This is a genomic window from Clostridium sp. BNL1100 (assembly GCF_000244875.1).
Lineage (GTDB): Bacteria > Bacillota > Clostridia > Acetivibrionales > DSM-1351 > Ruminiclostridium.
In genome coordinates this window covers 3,147,402-3,168,059 of sequence record NC_016791.1, presented here as the reverse complement: position 1 = coordinate 3,168,059, position 20,658 = coordinate 3,147,402, and the positions used below count along the sequence as shown (strand labels likewise).

Below are 20,658 nucleotides of genomic sequence, written 5' to 3'. Positions count from 1 at the left end.
TTGTCAAATGGAACAGAAGTTATCAGGAGAGCTTTCGGAAGTATCAATGCCCTGTGATTTAGAAAGAAAATCGGGTAACAGAAGTAAAAGATTTCACTTTGAAATAAGCAGGGAGTTGACTAATAAATTATGTTGCATCGAAGAAGATAAAGATATTAGTGTTTTCATAAAGCTCACGGCTGCTATAAATATCCTTCTTTATAAATACACCAATCAGAACGACATTCTTGTGGGTATACCTCTTTTGGACGGGATACAGGAGTTTTATTCCTGTGTACAGGGTAAAATGACTGTCAGAGATTTTTTGGAGAATGTAACTCGAGAAATAACCACAAATTATAGAAATCAGTATTGCCCCGTGGACAGGACATCCCTGTTTAAAGCTATTTCAATTTATAAAGACATACATAACATTAATGAAGACGAAATATGCCACCTAGAAAATGACCTTGTTTTTTATTTTTTTAAAACTGATGGCTGTATAACTGCACAGATTACATATAATTCAAACAAGTTTAAGAATGAGAGTATCATTCAGTTTAAAAAATCCTATCTTTACATATTGGAACAGCTTCTTTCAAATCAGGATATCCAAATAGCAAGAGTGGAACTGATTAAAGCTGAGGAACGTGAAAAAATTATTAAAGATTTTAATGATACCACAGTAGCATACCCCGAAAGTAATATTTCTCTTCATAAGATGTTTGAAAAGCAGACTGCACTTACCCCGGACAATACGGCAGTAAGCTGCGTTTCAGAGCACAATGGCAAATGTGTTGCACAAAATATAACATTTAAAGAATTAAACGAAAAATCCAATAGGCTTGCAAGACTGTTAAGGAAAAAAGGAGTCAGGCCCAACAGTATTATAGCTATAATGCCTCGCCAATCCTATGAGATGGTAGTTGGCATACTGGCTGTATTAAAGGCTGGAGGAGCATACCTTCCCATTGACCCTGATTACCCTCAGAATAGGATAAACCTCATACTGGAAGACAGCGAAACCAATATGCTATTGACACATAGCGATATTGCAGACAAGGTTAAATTTATTGGAGAAATTATACATATAGATAACGAAGAGATGTACCATATAAATGATGAAAACCTTGAGGAAGTAAACAAACCGGAGGATTTGGCATGTGTTATATATACATCAGGTTCGACCGGGACGCCAAAAGGTGTATTGGTAAAACATATAAATATGGTAAACTTTTCAAATTGGCGTATTGGCAATTATAACTACAATACAAAGGATGTATCCCTTCAATTGCTGTCCGTTGCCTTTGACGGCTTTGGTTCTATTTTTTATTCCAGCCTGTTGTCCGGGGGTACACTTGTAATTATAGAAGAAGAAAACAGGATAAACTACAGCTTTATAAGAAATGTATTGGAGGACAGAAGTGTAACCAATATGTGTCTTGTACCATCTATGTACAGAGCTATTCTTGATGGGGCAAAGAGAGAACAGCTAAGTAATGTTAGATTTGTAACTCTTGCAGGGGAAAAGGCCGATGAGAGTCTCATAGATATGAGTAATTACATAAATCCTGAAATTGTGATATCAAATGAATACGGCCCAACTGAGAATACAATTGCCACTACATCATATAAAGGAATGACAAGGGACACTACCTCGATTATCGGAAAACCTATATCAAACCATAGTGTATTTATTGTAAATAGGGATTTAAACCTTGTTCCTGCCGGTGTTCCCGGTGAATTATGTGTTTCGGGTGCAGGTATTACGGGAGGTTATCTAAAGCGTCCGCAGCTAACTGAAGAAAAATTTATATCTATACAAATTAATAATGCCTCAATTACAATTTACAGAACAGGCGATATGGCTAAATGGCATGATGACGGGAATATAGAGTTTCTGGGCAGAGCTGATTATCAGGTGAAAATAAGAGGTTTCAGAATAGAACTGGGTGAGATTGAAAACAGCCTGTTAAGCTATGAGCCTGTCAAGGAATGTATTGTAATGGTCAATGAAGATACAAAAGGCAGCAAATACATATGCGCATATATTGTTTCAGAAAGGGAATTGACTGCTGTAGAACTCAGAGATTATCTATCTAGCATGCTGCCGGAATATATGATACCTTCGCAATATATAAAGCTTGCTGAAGTTCCGCTAATGCAAAATGGAAAAGCAGACAGAAATGCTCTTGCCAAATATACGGTAAATATAGCCACAGGGGTGGAATATTCGGCACCTGTTAATATTCAGGAAGAAAAGCTTACAGCCGTTTGGCAGGAAGTATTGGGCTTAGAAAAAATAGGAGTAAATGATAGATTTTTTGACATTGGCGGAGATTCAATGAAAGCCGTGAAAATATCTGAATTATGTTTAGAAAATGGGATAAAAATATCTGCAAAGGACATTTTTACTCACAAGACCATTGCAAAATTAGTGCAAAATGTGAATTTTGATACTGTAAATGATAATCATCATAACACAGATACAATTTTTAATGAACAGGCCGGTACTAAAAAGCTCAAAATAAACCTTCAGCGGGAGATAACAACTTATTTGCACAGGTCACTGCCGTTATGCGCCATACTTTCTTGTGAAGAAAACTACAAATGGTTTTATCAGCACTATATTGAAATCTTTTCAATAACATACCAAAATGGTTTTTCCAGACTTGAATTTCTTGAAGAAAAAAATAATTACGATGCTGTATTTCATGAGGCCTTTTTGAAATTTGAGGAAGTACCAGATATTCTGCAATTTATAAAGGATAAAATTGACTCAGGGGTATATGTTTCAGTGCATATAGACGAATACTGCCTTCCACAGAAGGGAAGTTACGGAAAAAATCACTTTGTACACCCGTCTCTTATATATGGTTATGACAATATACAAAATAAGCTTATGGCAATAGGTTTTGACTCTGAAATGATATTCAATGAAATTACTTTTGATTTTAATGATTTTGTTGAGGCATATGAATCAGCAAAGATACATTACGGGACATTTGCACCGTGGGCAGAAACGGAAGCCGTACAGCTGCTTATTCCCCGGGAATTTGACAAAGATTATAAATTAGACCTGGAAAGTGTACTTGTGAGTATTGACAACTACCTGACTTCCTCTGCTGTAAATAGCGATAAAATCGTAAAACTGGTGTCCACTGATGAAATGAATACTTTTGATCAGTTAAAGTATGGTATTGATGTATACGATGTCATAGTACAAAGCCTTGAAAAGCTGGGCAGTGATATTATAAAGGGCCTTGACGTACAGAATATCATTGAACAGTGCAAAGAAAAAGCTGTGGCTGATATCATGCCATCAATGGACTATAGAAGTATGCACTTACTGTATGAGCATAAAAAGGGCATTTACAATAGAATAAGGTATATTATTGATAATTTTGGTTCTTCGAAAGTATTAAATCAGTTGGCAGATAAGTACCTGAAAATCATAGAAAAACTCAATACTGCAAGACTTACATTCTTTGATTTAGAGAGTATGTTTAACGCAGGCTTTGACCCGAATAAAATCAATTTTAACGAACTGTTCCAATCCTTTCAACAAATGACGGCTGCCGTTAAATCAGCAGGTGATGAAGAAAAGATATTACTCAGGCAGATTTACACAGAAATCCAGAACAAACTTAACGGAGGAAGATAAGTATGTCAAAAGTATTCTTTTTCAACATTCCTTTTCATGGACACGTTAATCCAAGTTTGGGACTGGCACAGGAATTGGTTAAAAAGGGAGAGGAAGTTATATATTACGGAATAGACAGCTTTAGGGAAAAGATTGAAAGTACCGGCGCCAGATTCAGAAGCTACGGAGATAAATTTTATCTGGACGAGAATTTTGTAACCTATAACTTAACCGAATTGTTCAAAGTTCATATGGAAAACAGTGAATTCATAATGGATAAACTGCTGCAGGATATAGAAAGAGACAAACCGGATTATATTGTACATGACTCTTTGGCAACATGGGGCAAATGTGCGGCAGCGGCTGCGGGTATTCCGGCAATTGACACCTTTACTACCATAGTACTTGCGCCTGACGGTTTTTTACTTACAGCAGGCTTTATTCTTAGTTTTGCTCTTGCCATGATAACCAATATACCCAACGTATTAAAAATACAAAAAATAAGGAAAAATCTAAAAAATAAATATAATGTACATATAGAAAGCCTTGTTGATATTTTATGCAACAGGCAGGATTTAAACCTTGTTTATACTTCGGACATCTTTCAGCCTAACCGGCAGGCACTGGGTAATGAATATAAATTTATAGGGCCTACAAGTATGTTCAGAAAAGAATCTATAACCGGATTTAGTATTGACAGGCGAGGAAACAGACCTTTGTTATTTATTTCCATGGGTACAATATTCAATAATAACAGGGAGTTCTTTGATAAATGCACAGAGGCTTTCGGGGATATGGAGCTGGATGTATTAATGTCTGTAGGCAAGAACATTAATATACCGTCTCTTTTAATTCCTGAAAACTTTACAGTAAAGCCTTACAACGAAATTCCACAGTTAGAGGTACTTAAAGAATGTAGTATTTTCATGACACATGGCGGAATGAACAGTACTCATGAAGGACTTTACAATGGTGTTCCATTGATTATAATACCTCAGCAGCAGGAGCAGGCTCATGTTGCAATGCAGGTAGTGAGAACTAAAAGTGGCATCTGTCTGAAAAATTCCAAAATTACACCGGCTTTGCTTAAACAATCGGTAGAAAAAATTATGTCCGACCATTCATACAGGGAAAATGCACTGAAAATGAGAGATTCTTTTATTGATGCCGGTGGCCCTGAAAGGGGAGTCGAGGAGATATTTACATACGTAAGAAAGACGAAAATAATTTCTTCTGTTTCTAAAATTGGAGGTTAATATGTCAAAAGTGTTTTTTTTCAGCATACCATTTTCCGGACATGTTAATCCCGGTGTGGGACTAGCCGGGGAGTTGGTAGAAAAAGGCGAAGAAGTCATATACTACTGTACTGACAGCTTCAGGGAAAAGATTGAAAGCTCTGGCGCTGTCTTCAGAAGCTATGGAGATAAATTTTACCTGAATGATGATTTTGTTACACACAATAATATTGAAATATTGAGAGTTCACATGGAGTTAAGTGAACTTATAATGGAACAACTGTATAACGATATAAAACGGGACAGGCCTGACTATATAATCCATGATTTTATGTCTACATGGGGAAAACATGCGGCACAGGCCTCGAATATACCGGCTGTCAATATGTATACAACATTTGTAGAAAGACCGGAAGGTATTTTAAAGACAGTTGGTTTAGTTTTGGCAGTGGTATTTTTGATACTCAAAAACATTCCAAGAATGATAGATATACGAAAAATTTCCAGAAGGTTAAAAAAGAAATACAATATAAAAGTAAAAGGCTTGATTGATATTATCGACAATAAAGAGGCCTTAACACTGGTATTTACATCCCGTAAATTTCAACCGTATTCTGAAAAGTTTGGGGACGATTACAAATTTATAGGGCCTGTAAGTATGTATAGGAAGGAGAAAATAAAAGGTTTCAGGCTAAACAGGTCAGAAGGCAGACCCTTACTTTTTATTTCCCTTGGTACGGTGTTTAATAATGACAGAGAGTTCTTTATAAAATGTATCAAGGCTTTTGGCAACATGCATATGGATGTTCTCATGTCGGTAGGCAAGAAAATAGATATATCATCCCTTGCAATTCCAGAAAACTTTACAGTAAAGCATTTTTACGAGATACCCCAGTTAGAAGTACTAAAAGAATGCGATGTATTTATAACTCACGGAGGAATGAACAGCGTCCACGAGGGACTTATGAACGGAATTCCATTGATAGTCGTACCACAGCAGTTAGAACAGTCTCATATGGCAAAACGGGTAGCTGAAACAGGAAGCGGAATCTATCTTGACATGTCGGAAGTTACGCCGGAGTCGTTAAAAGAATGTTATAAAAAAATAACCTCTGATGATTCATACGGAAAAAATGCTGATAAAATGAAGGATTCGTTTTTAAAAGCAGGCGGGCCGGAGCGTGCCGCAGAGGAGATATGTTCTTATATAAAAAAGCATTGATAGGATGACATAATTTAAAAGAAAGGGTGTTGGATATTTATGAACGAAAAACAGAATGTGGGGCAAATTGAGGACATACTGGCAAATATCTGGAAGGAAGTACTGCATGTAAAGACATTAGATGTAAATGACAGATTCTTTGATTTGGGAGGAGATTCATTTAAAGCAGAAATGATAACGGACATTTGTTTGGAAAAGGGTATTCAGGTGACGCCCAATGATATTTTTAACTATAGGACAATTTCAGAAATAGTCAAAAATATGCATACTACTGACAATTTAGAAAAAGAGATTGTTATGCTCCATAATAAAACAGAAGGAAAAAAGTTGAAAATAAAATATCAAAGGGATATAACAACATATTTGCATCGGTCTATTCCTCTATGTGCTATTTTATCAGACGAAAGGTATTATACATGGTTTTATCAACACTATATTCAATTATTTTTCATTACATACAATAACAGTTTTTCAAGATTGGAGTTTTTAGAGCCAAAAAACAACTTTGAAGATATATTTGAAGAGAAATACCTTACTTACGCTGAACAACAGTCTGATATTATTGATTTTGTTGAAAAGAGCATTGACTCCGGCACATATCTTACAATAAATGTTGATGAATATTACTTGCCCCAGAAGGGCAGCTACAATGAACATCACTATGTTCACCAATCAATGGTTTTTGGTTATGATAAAGCAGAAAGAAAATTAATGGGGCTGGGTTTTGACACAAATATGGTGTTTAAAGAGCTTGAATTTTACTACGATGATTTTGCCAAGGCATATGAATCGGCTAAGACAAATTATAAGCATACGGCACCATGGGCAGAGACCGAAGCAATACAGCTGCTGACACCAAAGCAAACGGCAGGGGAATATAAATTTGATTTGAACAAATTCATGGAAGAAATATATAAATACCTGGAAGGTTCAAACCTGGATAAATCCAGAATTGAAAAACTTATACCTTTGGAAGAACAGCAAATGTGTACTAATTTAATATATGGCCCCAAAATATACAGTGCAATGGTAGAAAGCCTTGAAAAGCTTGGCAGAGACATCATTCAAGGATTGGATGTTCAGGGGATGGTAGAGCAGTTTAAGGAAAAGATGCTGGGGGACATAATGCCTGCAATTGACTACAGAAGTATTCATTTATTATACGAACATAAAAGAGGACTTTATGACAGGTTTAAATATATTGCAGATAAATACTACACATCAGCAAAATTAGACGACTTATTGAATGAATTTAATAAACTGGTGGAAAAGATGAACACTGCAAGGCTTACATTCTTTGATTTGGAGCATATGTTAAGATTTAATTTCAATCCTGCTGCTGTGAACTTTGAGGATATATTGGTTTCATTTCAGAAAGTAATAGATACAATAAAAACAATCGGAGGTAGAGAAGAAGGTTTATTAAGAGAGCTTTGCAGAGAATTTGAAACAGGCTATAAAGGAGGAAAATAGATATGTCCAAGGTGTTTTTTTTCAACATTCCTTTTCATGGTCATGTAAATCCCAGTTTGGGTTTGGTTAGCGAGTTGGTTAAGAGCGGCGAGGAAGTAATATATTATTGCAACGAAAGTTTCAGAGAAAAGATTGAAAGTACCGGAGCTGTGTTCAGAAGGTACAGCAGTAAATTTTATCTGGATGAAAATTATGTAACATATAATATTACGGATTTGTTCAGGGTTCATCTTGAATTGAGTTCATTAATACTTGATGAATTGATAGAGGATGTGAAAAGAGATAAGCCTACATATATAGTACATGATACTATGTGCCCTTGGGGAAAACATTTGGCCGAAATTACAAATATACCTGCAATTAATACTTTTTCAACTATAGCTTTGGAACCGGACGGATTTATTTTAACCGCCGGTTTTGTTTTAGCACTGGCTTTTAATATAGTAAAAAATATACCTAACATGATAAAAGTACGAAGAAGTAAAAAAATAATTGAAAGAAAATATAATATAAAAGTAAACAGTCTGTTGGATGTTGTCCTTAACAAGGAAGAGATAAATTTAGTATATACCTCAAAGGAATTCCAGCCAAAGTCAGAAAAACTTATGAAACATTACAAGTTTGTAGGCCCGTCCAGTATGTTCAGAAAAGAGAATGTACCGGAACTAAAGCTCAACAGGAACGCTAAAAGGCCACTGCTGTTCATATCCATGGGGACCATATTCAATAACAATAAAGATTTCTTTAATATCTGTGCTGAGGCTTTTGGAAACATGGAAATAGATGTACTAATGTCAGTAGGAAAGAGTATTGATATATCAGCATTGACAATCCCGAACAACTTTACCGTAAAACACTATTTTGAAGTTCCCCAGTTGGAAATATTAAAAGAATGCAATATATTCATGACACATGGAGGAATGAACAGTACACAAGAAGGTCTTTACTACGGAGTTCCGTTAATAATCATACCACAACAGCAGGAACAGGCCCATGTAGCAATGCAGGTAGTCAGAACCGGAAGTGGTATTTGTCTGAAAAAATCAAAGATTACTTCCGACTTACTAAAAAAATCGGTACAAACAATAATGTCTGACTATTCATACCGGGAGAATGCACTAAGGATGAGGGATTCTTTCATAAATGCAGGTGGCCCCGGACAGGCTGTTAAGGATATACAACTTTATGTGGGAAAGAAAAGAATAGTCCAAATGGTTGAATGATTTTGGACTATTGATTATGTGAAAGGTCTGGTATAATTTTAAAAGTACTAATATATGGAGAACAAATATGGAAAAAATACTCATTATTGAAGATAATAAAGATGTAAATTTAATGTTGTCGGAAATACTTACAGAGGAAGGCTTTGAAGTATTTTCGGCATATACCGGAACCGATGGATTTAAAGAGATAAAGAAGAATCAGTATGATCTGATTCTTCTTGACATTATGCTTCCGTTTAAAAGCGGTGACGAGATACTAAAAGAAGTGCGTGAATTTTCAGATGTACCTGTCATCGTCATTTCAGCCAAAGATATAATTGGATTAAAAATTGATTTGCTTAAAATGGGTGCCGATGATTATATAACAAAACCTTTTGACTTAGGTGAGGTTGTTGCAAGAGTTTCAGCAAATCTCAGGCGCTCCCGCAGAAAGACACAGTCAGAAAAAATATTACGTTATAAGGATATGGCTGTTGACATTGCTTCAAAAAGGATAGTTGTCAATGACACGGAACTTGAACTGACAGCCAAGGAATACGGGATAATGGAATTACTCATAAAGAACAGGGAGAAGGTATTTACCAAAGCAAATCTTTATGAAACCATTTGGCAGGATGCATATCTCGGAGATGATAATGCAGTGAAAACCCACATGAGCAATCTAAGAAGTAAACTTAAAAACGCAAATTCTCAGCAAGATTATATAGAAACAGTGTGGGGACTCGGTTACCGTCTGTACAAAGAATAAATCTTATCAAAAACCTTACATATTTGTTTCCCAGCTTAACCTTTTCTAAACCATTAGATTTTATACTAAAAGCATAGTCAGAACGTTCCTTAAAGGTATAGATAATGGAACTTTAAGGTGAAGAAAGGGAAGTGAAAAAAATGAAGGAATATGTTTTGAAAACAAATAGCCTGACTAAAAGTTATCATGGTGTAAAAGTACTGGATAATGTATCTCTAGCTATAGAGGCAGGCAGAATATACGGATTGATAGGCAGGAACGGAGCCGGTAAAACGACATTTATGAGGATAGCAGCCGGACTTGCTTTTCCCACAGGAGGCCATGTGGAGCTGTTTGGAAAGAAGGGAGATAAGCTGCTTGAGACCCAAAGAAAAAGAATGGGTTGCATGATTGAATATCCCGGTTTCATACCTTACATGTCCGCACAGGAAAACCTCAGGTATTATCGGATAATTAAAGGTATTCCAAACGTTAACGTAGAGCAGGAACTGCTTGAACTTGTAGGTCTTGCAAATACAGGAAAAAAGAAGGCTAAAAACTTTTCCCTTGGAATGAAGCAGCGCCTGGGAATAGCCATAGCATTATTGGGAGAGCCGGAACTGCTGATTCTGGACGAGCCAATTAATGGGCTTGACCCTCTAGGAGTAGTAGAGATAAGGAATCTCCTTAACAGGCTGAGTGATGAAAGACATATGACCATTCTGATATCCAGCCACAATCTGCCGGAGCTTTATCAGGTTGCTACAGACTATATAATAATGCATCAGGGAGTGGTGAAACAGGCAGTTACACTGTCAGAACTGGAAGAAAAATGTAAACATCATATCTTTATCGAATGCGACCAGCCCGAAAAACTGGCAAGTGTTCTGGAAACCCAGCTTGGTACAACTAACTATAAGGTAATGCCGGATAAGAGAATAAAGCTTTACGATTATCTTGATAACAGAGAAGCAGTATCGAGGGCAATTTTTGATAATGGTATTTTGGTAACTGAATTTTCAATACAGGGAGATACTCTTGAAAATTATTTTATTTCAGTGATTGGTGGTGAACAGAATGGTTAACATGATTCGTGCTGACTTATATAAAGTATTTAAATCAACAGTAATAAAGGTTTTATTTGCAATTACGTTATTCTGCTCCTTAATGATGGTATTGTTTGCATACCTTATTCCCAAGGGCAGTCTTGGAGGGGAATATACGGGGATTGGCTTTATGTTCTCAGATATGAATACAATGAGTATTCTTGGAGCTGTAACAGCAGGAATTTTTATTTGCGGAGATTTTGAAAACAAAACAATCCATAACATTATAGCGGATGGGGACGGTAGAGGCAGGATAATAGTCAGTAAATCCATTGTGTTCTTTTGTTCAATTCTGTTCATTATTCTTCCTTATGCTCTAGCAACAATCATTGCGGTGTGTACCGGATATAAATTTGATATGGGTTCGGTATCCATTGGATTTTTAAATGTATTATCTAAAGAATCAGGTATTGAACTTAGTGCATCTGTGTTGGCAAAGCTGATTGTAGTAACAGGTACGCTGATATTGGTTCACATGTCACAGCTAAGCTTATGCCTGCCCATTGCATTTGCAGTTAAAAAGCCTGTTTTAGTGGTTGCAATATATTATGCTATTTCCATTCTTAGCGGGCAATTGTCATCTTTAGCATCACGGTCAGAAGTTGTTAACGATATTTTGTCTTTGACTCCCTTTGGAGGAAACAGAATGTTTTTGACTGTACAATCCGGAGGCGGAGAACTTTTTAAGGCGTTTGTAGTAAGTATAATATTTGGTATTGTAGTTATTACAATTACTTATGGTATTTTCAGAAAATCAGAAATAAAGTAATAGAAGGTCAGGTGAAGCGATTGTCAATTGGAATTGGAATTCTAATAATCATAGTTTTGCTGCTGATTCTTTACATTGTAGTTGTTCAGACTCAATTGCGGAGAATTAATCGCCAGTTGGAGAACAGGCTTGCAGGAGATACAAGGCAGCCTGTTAGGGTGGAGCTTATTAACCATGAACTTAGTCAATTGATTTCCAATATAAACAAGTGCTTGAAGGCGGAGGAAACCCTCCGTCTTGACTGCGTTAGAGAGGAAAAACAGTTTAAAGAACTAATAGCAAATATATCCCATGATTTGCGTACCCCTCTTACAGCAATAAGAGGCTATCAACAGCTGATAGAAAAGGGACAGCTAACAGAGGAACAGAGAAAGAGACTTGGCATTGCACAAAAACATGCCGAGCAGCTTGGACATCTGGTTGAACATTTTTTTGAATACTCATATCTTTTAAACTCAGAACTTAAACCTCAAATGGAACGAATTAATCTTACAAACCTTGTAACGGAATGTCTTGCAGGGTATGTTTCCTCATTTGAGGAACACGGACTGACATTGTCCTTCACTGAGACACCTCCCATATTTATTATGGCAGATAAAGAGATGACATTTCGTATTATTCAAAACCTTTTGAGAAATTGTCTTACACATTCTGCCGGAAACGTTGAAGTTAAATTGACAGCAAATAAAACTGCAGTCATATCAATAAAAAATCCGGTAGAAAACACATCTCAGATAGATATAACACGTCTGTTTGACCGCTTCTATACAGGAGACAAATCAAGAAGCAAAACAACAGGTCTTGGTCTTGCAATTGTAAAAATCCTGGCAGAAGAATTGGGCGGAAATGTAAGTGCAGACTTGTATAAAAATCAACTCACAATTCATGTTGAATTTCCATTAATAAAAAAATAATAAGAAAAAGATATAAGATTTTTCGGTACTAATTATGTAAAATCAGTCGTGACTTGTAAAAACAATAGTAGTATTTTAAATATAGTATTATATTCCAGTTTATACAGTGCATCAGTCCTATTTCAAGGAGGAATTTTAAGCTGTAATTCATAAATTATCGGAGCAAATATATAATATTAATTTAAATACGTTAATTTCTAAATTTTATCATACAAGAACAAAGAACCTCGTTTAATTAGAGCTTACAAGGTAGAAAAAAATTACTACATTAATTTCTGTTTTTCACATAAATTGATACTATAGCCACTTAGTTCAAGTAATTGTTAAAAGTAATTAATAAAGCAACTCTACATTTTGAAAGGGGGACAGTACGGTAATAATCGAGTTCTTAGAAAATCCGCACAATATTTAATCAAGTGGAAAAACATTTAAAATCAGGAGGACGATTGAATGTACAGGAACAGAAATAAAGTCTTAGCATTGCTTTTAGCTTTTGCAATGCTCATTTCCGTTATGCCTTTTAGCTCAGTAATGGCAGATACAAAAACTACTTATCACGAAACTTTTGCAGACGGAAAGGGAGCAGCATCCCAATCCGGAGGAGCTAATCTTGACAAGGTTGGAAATAAGGTTTTTGAAGGTAATGATGATGGGGTAGCATTATATGTAAGCAACAGAAAAAATAACTGGGACGCAGCTGATTTCAAATTTACCGATATTGGATTAAAAAACGGTAAGACTTATAACATAACCGTAAAAGGTTTTGTTGACTCCAATGCCAAGGTTCCGGCAGGTGCACAGGCATTTCTTCAGGTTGCAAACAGCTACGCATGGCTGGCAGGTGCAGAATTCGTTGCAGGAAAGGCTTTCACATTAAGCGGAAAGTATACTGTTGATACTTCAAAGGACGACAGAGTACGTGTTCAATCTAATGATGAAGGTAAAGAGGTTCCTTTCTATATCGGAGACATTTCAATAACAGAAGAGGCCGTTGAAGAAGTACCCGTTGATCCTAACCAACCAAAGGCGGAAACTTTCAAAACAATAACATTTGAAGATAATGCCACAGGAGGCTTTGAAGCCAGAGGCGGTGAAGGATCAGAAAAACTGACTGTAACAAAAGAAGCCAACCATACAGATGGGGGTTCATACGCATTAAAAGTAGAAAACAGAACAATGACCTGGCATGGTCCTTCAATGCATGTTGAGAAGTTTGTAAGCCAAGGTAGCGAATACAAGGTTACTGCATGGGTAAAACTTATTAGTCCTGAAAGCTCACAACTTCAACTCTCAACACAGGTTGGAAATGGTGGAAGTGCTTCTTACGTAAGCCTTGCAGCAAAAACAATAGGTACTTCTGACGGTTGGGTTAAATATGAGGGTACATACCGCTACAACAATGTTTCAAGCGGATTCATTACTATATATGTAGAAAGCGCAAGCAGTGCTAATGCATCCTTCTATATTGATGATATCAGCTTTGAACAAACAGGTTCAGGACCAATTAAAATCCAAAATGATTTGAAATCTATCAAAGATGTATATAAAAATGATTTCCTTATTGGAAACGCAATAGCAGCAGAGGATATGGAAGGGATCAGACTTGATCTTCTAAAGAAGCACTTTAATGTAATGACCGCCGGCAACGCTATGAAGCCTGATGCATTACAGCCTACAAAGGGCAACTTTACATTCGCAGATGCAGATAAACTTGTTGACAAGGTTTTGGCAGAGGGATTCAAGATGCACGGGCATACCCTCGTTTGGCATCAGCAGTCACCTGCATGGCTAAATACAAAAGTTGATGCAAGCGGAAATACCGTACCTTTGTCACGTGAGGAAGCTCTTACAAATCTGAGAACTCATATTAAGACAGTTGTTGAGCATTACGGTAACAAGGTAATATCCTGGGACGTAGTAAATGAAGGTATGAACGATAATCCTACTAACCCAGAAGACTGGAAGGGCGCATTGCGTCAAAGCCCATGGTATCAGGCAATTGGCCCAGATTACATGGAACAGGCGTTTTTAGCAGCAAGAGAGGTTCTGGATGCTCATCCTGATTGGGATGTGAAGCTTTATTATAATGATTATAACGATGATAATCAAAATAAATCTAAAGCTATTTATTATATGGTAAAAGAATTAAATGAAAAATATGCAAAAACTCATCCCGGCAAGCGTCTTATCGACGGTGTAGGTATGCAGGCACATTACAACATGTCAACGAATCCTTCCAACGTTGAACTTTCTTTGGAGAGATTTATTTCACTGGGTGTTGAAGTAAGCATAACAGAGCTTGATGTTCAGGCAGGCAGTGACTTCAAATTGTCAGATGATGTTGCAAACGCACAGGGATATTTGTATGCACAGTTATTCGATATATATAAGAAGCATGCAGCAGATATAAGCCGTGTTACTATTTGGGGAATAGATGACGGTACAAGCTGGAGATCATCCACAAATCCTTTACCGTTTGATAAAAATCTTCAGGCAAAGCCTGCGTTTTTCGGGGTAGTAGACCCGGCTAAGTTCATGGCCGAACATAAACCTCAAACACCTAAAGGTGCTAAATTAACAACTGCAAAATATGGAACACCTGTAATAGACGGTACCGTAGACAGTGTTTGGAGTAAAGCACAGGTTATACCTGTAAACACATATCAAATGGCATGGCAGGGAGCAACAGGAACTGCAAAGGCTCTCTGGGATGACAAAAATCTTTATGTTCTCGTTCAGGTAAGTGACTCAGAGCTTGATAAGAAGAGTGCAAATACATACGAACAAGACTCTGTTGAAGTATTCTTTGATGAGAACAACGGAAAAACTTCATTCTATCAGGATGATGACGGTCAGTACAGAGTAAACTTTGATAATGAGACTTCATTTAACCCTGCAGCAATTTCAGCCGGGTTTGAGTCTGCAACTAAAGTCTCAGGAACAAGCTATATTGTTGAAATAAAGATACCTTTTAAATCTGTAACTCCTTCCAATAATATGAAAGTTGGTTTTGATGTTCAGGTTAATGATGCTAAAGACGGTTCACGTAAGAGTGTTGCAACCTGGAACGATACTACAGGAACAGGATATCAGGATACATCAGTATATGGTGTTCTTACCCTCAGTAATTCTGAAAGCAATAATACAGCTAATTACATTACAAGAGGAGAATTTATTGATTCTATCATTAAAGCTTTAGGTTTGAATAAAAATGTTCAGGTTAAAGACTCCTTCAAAGATGTAACCAAGGATGCCAGCTATTATGCTTCTGTAAGTGTTGCTTACCAAAAAGGCATAATATCAGGATACAAGAATGGAGAATTTAAGCCACAGGCTAAGATTACTCGTCAGGAAGCGATGACAATAATTGCCAAGGCTATGAAGGTAGCAGGAAAAAATGCCAATTACTCAGCTGATGAGATAAATAAAATACTTAAGGAATTTAAGGATTCAAACAAAGTTGCCGGCTGGGCAAAAGGTTCTGTTGCTGCTTGTATTAAAGCAGGAATTGTGTCAGGCAAAAGCGGAAAAATGCTGGCGCCACAAGAAAATATAACTGTTTCACAAACAGAATCAATAGTAAAGAAATTGTCCGCAAAATAATAACTGAATTTCATTTTAAGCCGGCCCCGTAAAAGTTTAAAGGGGTCGGCTTTTATATTAATAAGACATTGATGGATACAAAAGGCAGATATTTAGAGTTCTATTTTAATGGAGGTGCATTTATTTGAGGAGAAATGTAAAATGGAAAAGAGTTTTATCATTTGTAATGACAATCGCCCTGCTTTTTTCGGTAATGCCTTTAAACAATTCGGTAAAAGCAGAAATTACAACAATTTATCATGAGGATTTTACTAATGGAAAGGGGGTAGCCGTACAAGCCGGAGATGCGACCCTGACAACAGTTACTGACAAAGTTTTTACCGGCAACGATGATGGGGCTGCTCTGTACGTAAATCCCAGAAAAAACAACTGGGATGGAGCTGACTTTTCATTTGAGAAATTAGGGATGAAAGAAGGGAATAAATATACCATAACAGTTAAGGGATATGTTGACCCTGAAACTGACCCCGAAAATCCGATAGTACAATCAGGGGCACAGGCCTTTCTTCAGGTTGTAAACAGCTATGCTTGGATTGCAGGTGCCGGGTTTGTTGCGGGAAAAGAGTTTACATTAACAGGAACTTATACTGTTGATACCAGCAAGGATTCTGCCGTACGTATTCAATCCAATGATGTGGGAGCAAAAGTTTCTTTTTATATCGGAGAGATAACTGTAACAGGAGAAAAATCAACATCACCAACACCGGTAACTGAAAAAACAATTTACCACGAAACCTTTGCAAGCGGTAATGGCTTGGCAAAACAATCCGGTAGTGCGACTCTGACGCCTGTTACCGAAAAAACTTTTCCCACAGGTGATATTGAGGGAACTGTGCTAAATAAAGACGGGGCTGCTTTATATGTGGATACCAGAGTTAACAACTATGATGGGGCAGATTTTGTGTTCAGTGACATAGGTCTGGAGAACGGAAAATCCTATGAAATAACAGTAATTGGCTATGTTGATACAAATACTGCTGTACCGGCAGGGGCACAGGCATTTCTGCAAAGCATAAGCAGTTATGGTGTAGTCGCTAGTACTGATTTTATAGCAGGAAAACCATTTATATTAAAAGGTAAGTACACGGTAGATACAAGTAAGGATGACAGGATACGAGTCCAGTCAAACGATAAAGGAGCTACAGTTCCTTTTTACATAGGCGATGTACTTATAACCGGACCTGCACCTTCAATGAAAACCATTGACTTCGAGGATGGGACGGCAAGTGGCTTTACACCAAGAATTGGTAAAGAAGTTCTAACCGTAACAAATGAAGCTAACCATACCGATGGTGGAGGACATGCCCTTAAAGTGGACGGGGGCAGAGAAAATGCAAACTGTGGCCCGTCGTTGCGTGTGGAGAAGCATATAGATCAAGGCAGTGAATATAGAGTGACGGTATGGGTGAAGCTGGCATCAGATGCAGAAAGTGCAGAAATTGATCTTAGTACTCAGATTGGTAATGGAGATGGTGTAGAATATCCTTCATTATTTAAAAAGACAATTAACGACACTGACGGTTGGGTAAAGTTTGAGGGTAAACAACGTTATTATGATACTTCAAGCGAATATATAACTATATATTTACAAAGTGCTAACAAAGAAGCAGCGTTTTATATTGATGATATCAGTGTGGTTAATACAGGTTCTGTGTCACTACCCGTCCAAACCGACCTGACTCCTTTCAAGGACGTATATAAGAATGACTTCCTTTTCGGAAATGCAATAGCTCCAAACGAACTTGAGGGAAAAAGCTTTGAGCTTTTAAAGCATCATTTCAATGTTATTACAGCAGGCAATGATATGAAACCGGATGCACTTCAGAGAACCAAAGGGGAATTCACGTTTGAAACAGCTGATGCAATGATACAAAAAGCAAAGGATAACGATATGCAGGTTCACGGTCATGTATTAGTTTGGCATCAACAGACACCTGCATGGATGAATAGCGTACCGGATGATGTTGATACAACAAAATATAAAAAGGACGGAAACGGTAAAAATATTCCCATTTCAAGGGAAGATGCTCTTGAAAATATGAGAACCCATATTGAAAACGTTGTTAAGCATTTCGGTAACAAAGTCATATCCTGGGATGTAGTTAATGAAGCAATGGCGGATGGAATCAGCGACCCTTCCAATTGGAAGAATTGCTTACGTAAAGATTCAATGTGGTATCAGTCAATTGGTGATGATTATGTAGAGCAAGCATTTTTAATCACAAGGGAAGTTCTTGATAACAACAATTTAGGCAATATAAAGCTTTATTATAATGACTATAATGAAGATGATCAGAATAAATCTATAGCTATAGCTAACATGGTAAATGAAATCAATACAAACTATGCGAAAACTTACCCTGACAAGCTACTTATTGACGGCATAGGGATGCAGGCTCACTACAATACATCTACAAAACCTCAGAATGTAAAGGATTCTCTGGAAAGATTTATTGATTTAGGAGTAGAAGTAAGCGTAACCGAGCTGGATATTATGGCCGGAAGCGACCAAAAGCAGAGCAGCGATGAGATAAATGCACAGGCTTACTTGTACGCACAGCTGATGAAAATCTACAAGGCTCACGCTGATAATATAAGCCGTGTTACAATTTGGGGACTTGAGGATGGCCACAGTTGGAGAAAAGAAGCTTGCCCTCTGCCATTTGACAGTGAATTGCAGGCAAAAAATGCATACTACGCTATAATCGACCCTGATAAATACATGGCTGAGCATGAGGCACCGCCTACAGTTGAGATAAAGCAGGGAACGGCTGCAAAAGGTACACCTGTAATAGACGGAACAGTAGATGGTATTTGGAGTAATACACAGAAGCTTCCGATAAATCAGACTAAAACAGCATGGGAGATAGCAAACGGAACTGCCCAAGCTCTTTGGGATGACAAAAACCTCTATGTTTTAATTCAGGTAAAAGATTCTGTTCTTGACAAATCAAGTGCAAATCCTTGGGAACAGGACTCTGTAGAAGTATTTGCTGATGAAAATAACGGAAAAACCGCCTCATATGAGAATGATGACGGACAATACAGAGTAAATTTCGAAAATGAAGGAACATTTAATCCTGACAAAATAAAAGAAGGATTCGAATCGGCTGTTAAAGTTTCAGGTACAAGCTATACTGTTGAAATGAAAATACCGTTTAAAACTATGACGCCGGCAAATAATCTTAAAATCGGATTTGATGCTCAGATTAATGATGCCAAGGATGGGACACGTACCGGATATAGAAATTGGAATGATACTACAGGAGTAGGTTATAAAGACACCTCTGTATATGGTGAGCTTACACTGAGCGATGGCAGCAGCACTCCGACAACACCTTCAACGCCTTCATCACCGTCGGATAGTACTACTACTTCGGACAACGTAAAGGGTACCGTTAACGGAAAGGAAGTATCCATTGCAAAAGCAGTAACTGAATACAAGGACGGCAAAAAAGTTACAAGTATAGTTGTAGATGAAAATAGGGTTGTAGAATTGCTTGGTGAGAAGACCATAATAGTATTAGAACCAATTGCAAAATCGGACGTTGTAACCGGACAGTTAACTGCTAAAACCATAAAAAATATGGCTGAGAAGGAAGCTGTTCTGGAGATAAAAAGCGACAACATGACGTATGCAATGCCGGCATCAAGGATAGATATTGAAAAGATTTTGTCTGCGTTAGAAGGCAACCTTGACGTTAAGGTGAATATAAGTATTTCAGGAGTGCCTGATGCTGTAAATAATGCCGTAAAGGAGACCGCAGGTAAGAATAATTACAAGTTGGCTTCCAATCCGGTAGAATTTAACGTAACATGTTCAAATGGTACTAAAAACATTGAAATTTCCAAATTTAGCGGATATGTTGAAAGAACAATTGCAATAAATGGAGGAATAATCCCAGGTGAGGTTATAACAGGAATAGTGCTCAATAGGGACGGTAGTTTCTCACATGTACCTACAACTATAGTAAGTAAAGACGGCAAATACTATGCAAAAATAAACAGTTTGACCAACAGCACATATGCGTTGATATCAAGTGCAAGGACCTTTAAAGATACTGAGAATCACTGGTCGAAGAGTTCTGTAAACAATATTGCTTCAAGACTTATCATGGACGGTGTTGATAATGATAACTTCAATCCTGACATGGCTATCACAAGGGGCGAGTTCATTGACTCTTTGGTAAAGGCTATGGGGCTTTATCGAACTGGTGAGGGAAAAGATATTTTTGCAGATGTAAGTAGTAGCAACAGCTATTATGATGCAGTAGGTATAGCATACGAATACGGTATCATTTCAGGTTATGAAAACGGTGAATTCAGACCTATGGGTAAAATAACCCGTCAGGAAGCTATGACTATAGTTTCAAAAGCAATGAAGATTACCGGGCTAAAAACTGCTTATACCGCAGATGAAGTAGTTAAATTACTTAAAGGCTATAATGATTCGGACAAGCTTGCAACATGGGCAAAAAATTCAGCTGCTGCCTGCGTTAAGGCTGGAATCGTGTCAGGAAAAAACTTGACAGTAATCGCACCAAACGATAATCTTACACGTGCTGAAACTGCATCGGTTATTAATAAGTTATTAACCAAGTCAAGCCTTATTTAGAGAAATTAATATACTAAAAGAGTTTAAAAATAAATGGTAAAAAATACTTGTAATAATCCAAAAGCCCGGGTGATTTATCCGGGCTTAATTTTTGATATAATTACCTTATATCAATAAAAGGTTTCAAGAATATCTGAACTCATATAAAG

General features: G+C 37.1%; 11 protein-coding genes. All 11 read left to right on the top strand.

Annotated features, from left to right (window positions below):
* Positions 1-7: 7 nt before the first annotated feature.
* Positions 8-3,643, top strand: coding sequence for a non-ribosomal peptide synthetase (locus CLO1100_RS13410; protein ID WP_014314295.1), 3,636 nt, complete (start codon positions 8-10; stop codon positions 3,641-3,643).
* A 2-nt stretch (positions 3,644-3,645) separates the two neighbouring features.
* Entirely contained in the window at positions 3,646-4,878 is a 1,233-nt protein-coding gene (locus CLO1100_RS13405) for a macrolide family glycosyltransferase (RefSeq protein ID WP_014314294.1), read from the top strand.
* A gap of 1 nt (position 4,879) precedes the next feature.
* Entirely contained in the window at positions 4,880-6,079 is a 1,200-nt protein-coding gene (locus CLO1100_RS13400) for a macrolide family glycosyltransferase (RefSeq protein WP_014314293.1), read from the top strand.
* 39 nt (positions 6,080-6,118) lie between these two features.
* Entirely contained in the window at positions 6,119-7,552 is a 1,434-nt protein-coding gene (locus CLO1100_RS13395) for an acyl carrier protein (protein WP_014314292.1), read from the top strand.
* 2 nt (positions 7,553-7,554) lie between these two features.
* On the top strand, positions 7,555-8,775 hold the full coding sequence (locus CLO1100_RS13390; RefSeq protein WP_014314291.1) for a macrolide family glycosyltransferase: 1,221 nt from the start codon (positions 7,555-7,557) through the stop codon (positions 8,773-8,775).
* 67 nt (positions 8,776-8,842) lie between these two features.
* Positions 8,843-9,523, top strand: a complete 681-nt coding sequence (locus CLO1100_RS13385) for a response regulator transcription factor (RefSeq protein WP_014314290.1) — start codon at positions 8,843-8,845, stop codon at positions 9,521-9,523.
* A 140-nt stretch (positions 9,524-9,663) separates the two neighbouring features.
* A complete protein-coding gene (locus tag CLO1100_RS13380; RefSeq protein ID WP_014314289.1) occupies positions 9,664-10,587 on the top strand; it encodes an ATP-binding cassette domain-containing protein in 924 nt (307 codons plus the stop codon).
* A complete protein-coding gene (locus tag CLO1100_RS13375) occupies positions 10,580-11,377 on the top strand; it encodes an ABC transporter permease (protein WP_014314288.1) in 798 nt (265 codons plus the stop codon). The genes CLO1100_RS13380 and CLO1100_RS13375 overlap by 8 nt, the downstream gene beginning before the upstream one ends.
* A gap of 11 nt (positions 11,378-11,388) precedes the next feature.
* Positions 11,389-12,291 carry a HAMP domain-containing sensor histidine kinase gene (locus CLO1100_RS13370; protein WP_014314287.1) on the top strand — a complete coding sequence of 301 codons (903 nt, stop codon included), beginning with the start codon at positions 11,389-11,391 and terminating at the stop codon, positions 12,289-12,291.
* 450 nt (positions 12,292-12,741) lie between these two features.
* Positions 12,742-15,894: an endo-1,4-beta-xylanase gene (locus CLO1100_RS13365; RefSeq protein ID WP_014314286.1), complete on the top strand. Its 3,153-nt coding sequence runs from the start codon at positions 12,742-12,744 to the stop codon at positions 15,892-15,894.
* Positions 15,895-16,018: 124 nt separating this feature from the next.
* Positions 16,019-20,509 (top strand): endo-1,4-beta-xylanase, encoded by a 4,491-nt coding sequence (locus CLO1100_RS13360; RefSeq protein ID WP_014314285.1) that lies wholly within the window; start codon positions 16,019-16,021, stop codon positions 20,507-20,509.
* Positions 20,510-20,658: the final 149 nt, after the last annotated feature.

Coding starts and splice junctions, on each gene's coding strand:
- CLO1100_RS13410 (WP_014314295.1), top strand. CDS start 8: ATGGAACAGAAGTTATCAGGAGAGCTTTCGGAAGTATCAATGCCCTGT.
- CLO1100_RS13405 (WP_014314294.1), top strand. CDS start 3,646: ATGTCAAAAGTATTCTTTTTCAACATTCCTTTTCATGGACACGTTAAT.
- CLO1100_RS13400 (WP_014314293.1), top strand. CDS start 4,880: ATGTCAAAAGTGTTTTTTTTCAGCATACCATTTTCCGGACATGTTAAT.
- CLO1100_RS13395 (WP_014314292.1), top strand. CDS start 6,119: ATGAACGAAAAACAGAATGTGGGGCAAATTGAGGACATACTGGCAAAT.
- CLO1100_RS13390 (WP_014314291.1), top strand. CDS start 7,555: ATGTCCAAGGTGTTTTTTTTCAACATTCCTTTTCATGGTCATGTAAAT.
- CLO1100_RS13385 (WP_014314290.1), top strand. CDS start 8,843: ATGGAAAAAATACTCATTATTGAAGATAATAAAGATGTAAATTTAATG.
- CLO1100_RS13380 (WP_014314289.1), top strand. CDS start 9,664: ATGAAGGAATATGTTTTGAAAACAAATAGCCTGACTAAAAGTTATCAT.
- CLO1100_RS13375 (WP_014314288.1), top strand. CDS start 10,580: ATGGTTAACATGATTCGTGCTGACTTATATAAAGTATTTAAATCAACA.
- CLO1100_RS13365 (WP_014314286.1), top strand. CDS start 12,742: ATGTACAGGAACAGAAATAAAGTCTTAGCATTGCTTTTAGCTTTTGCA.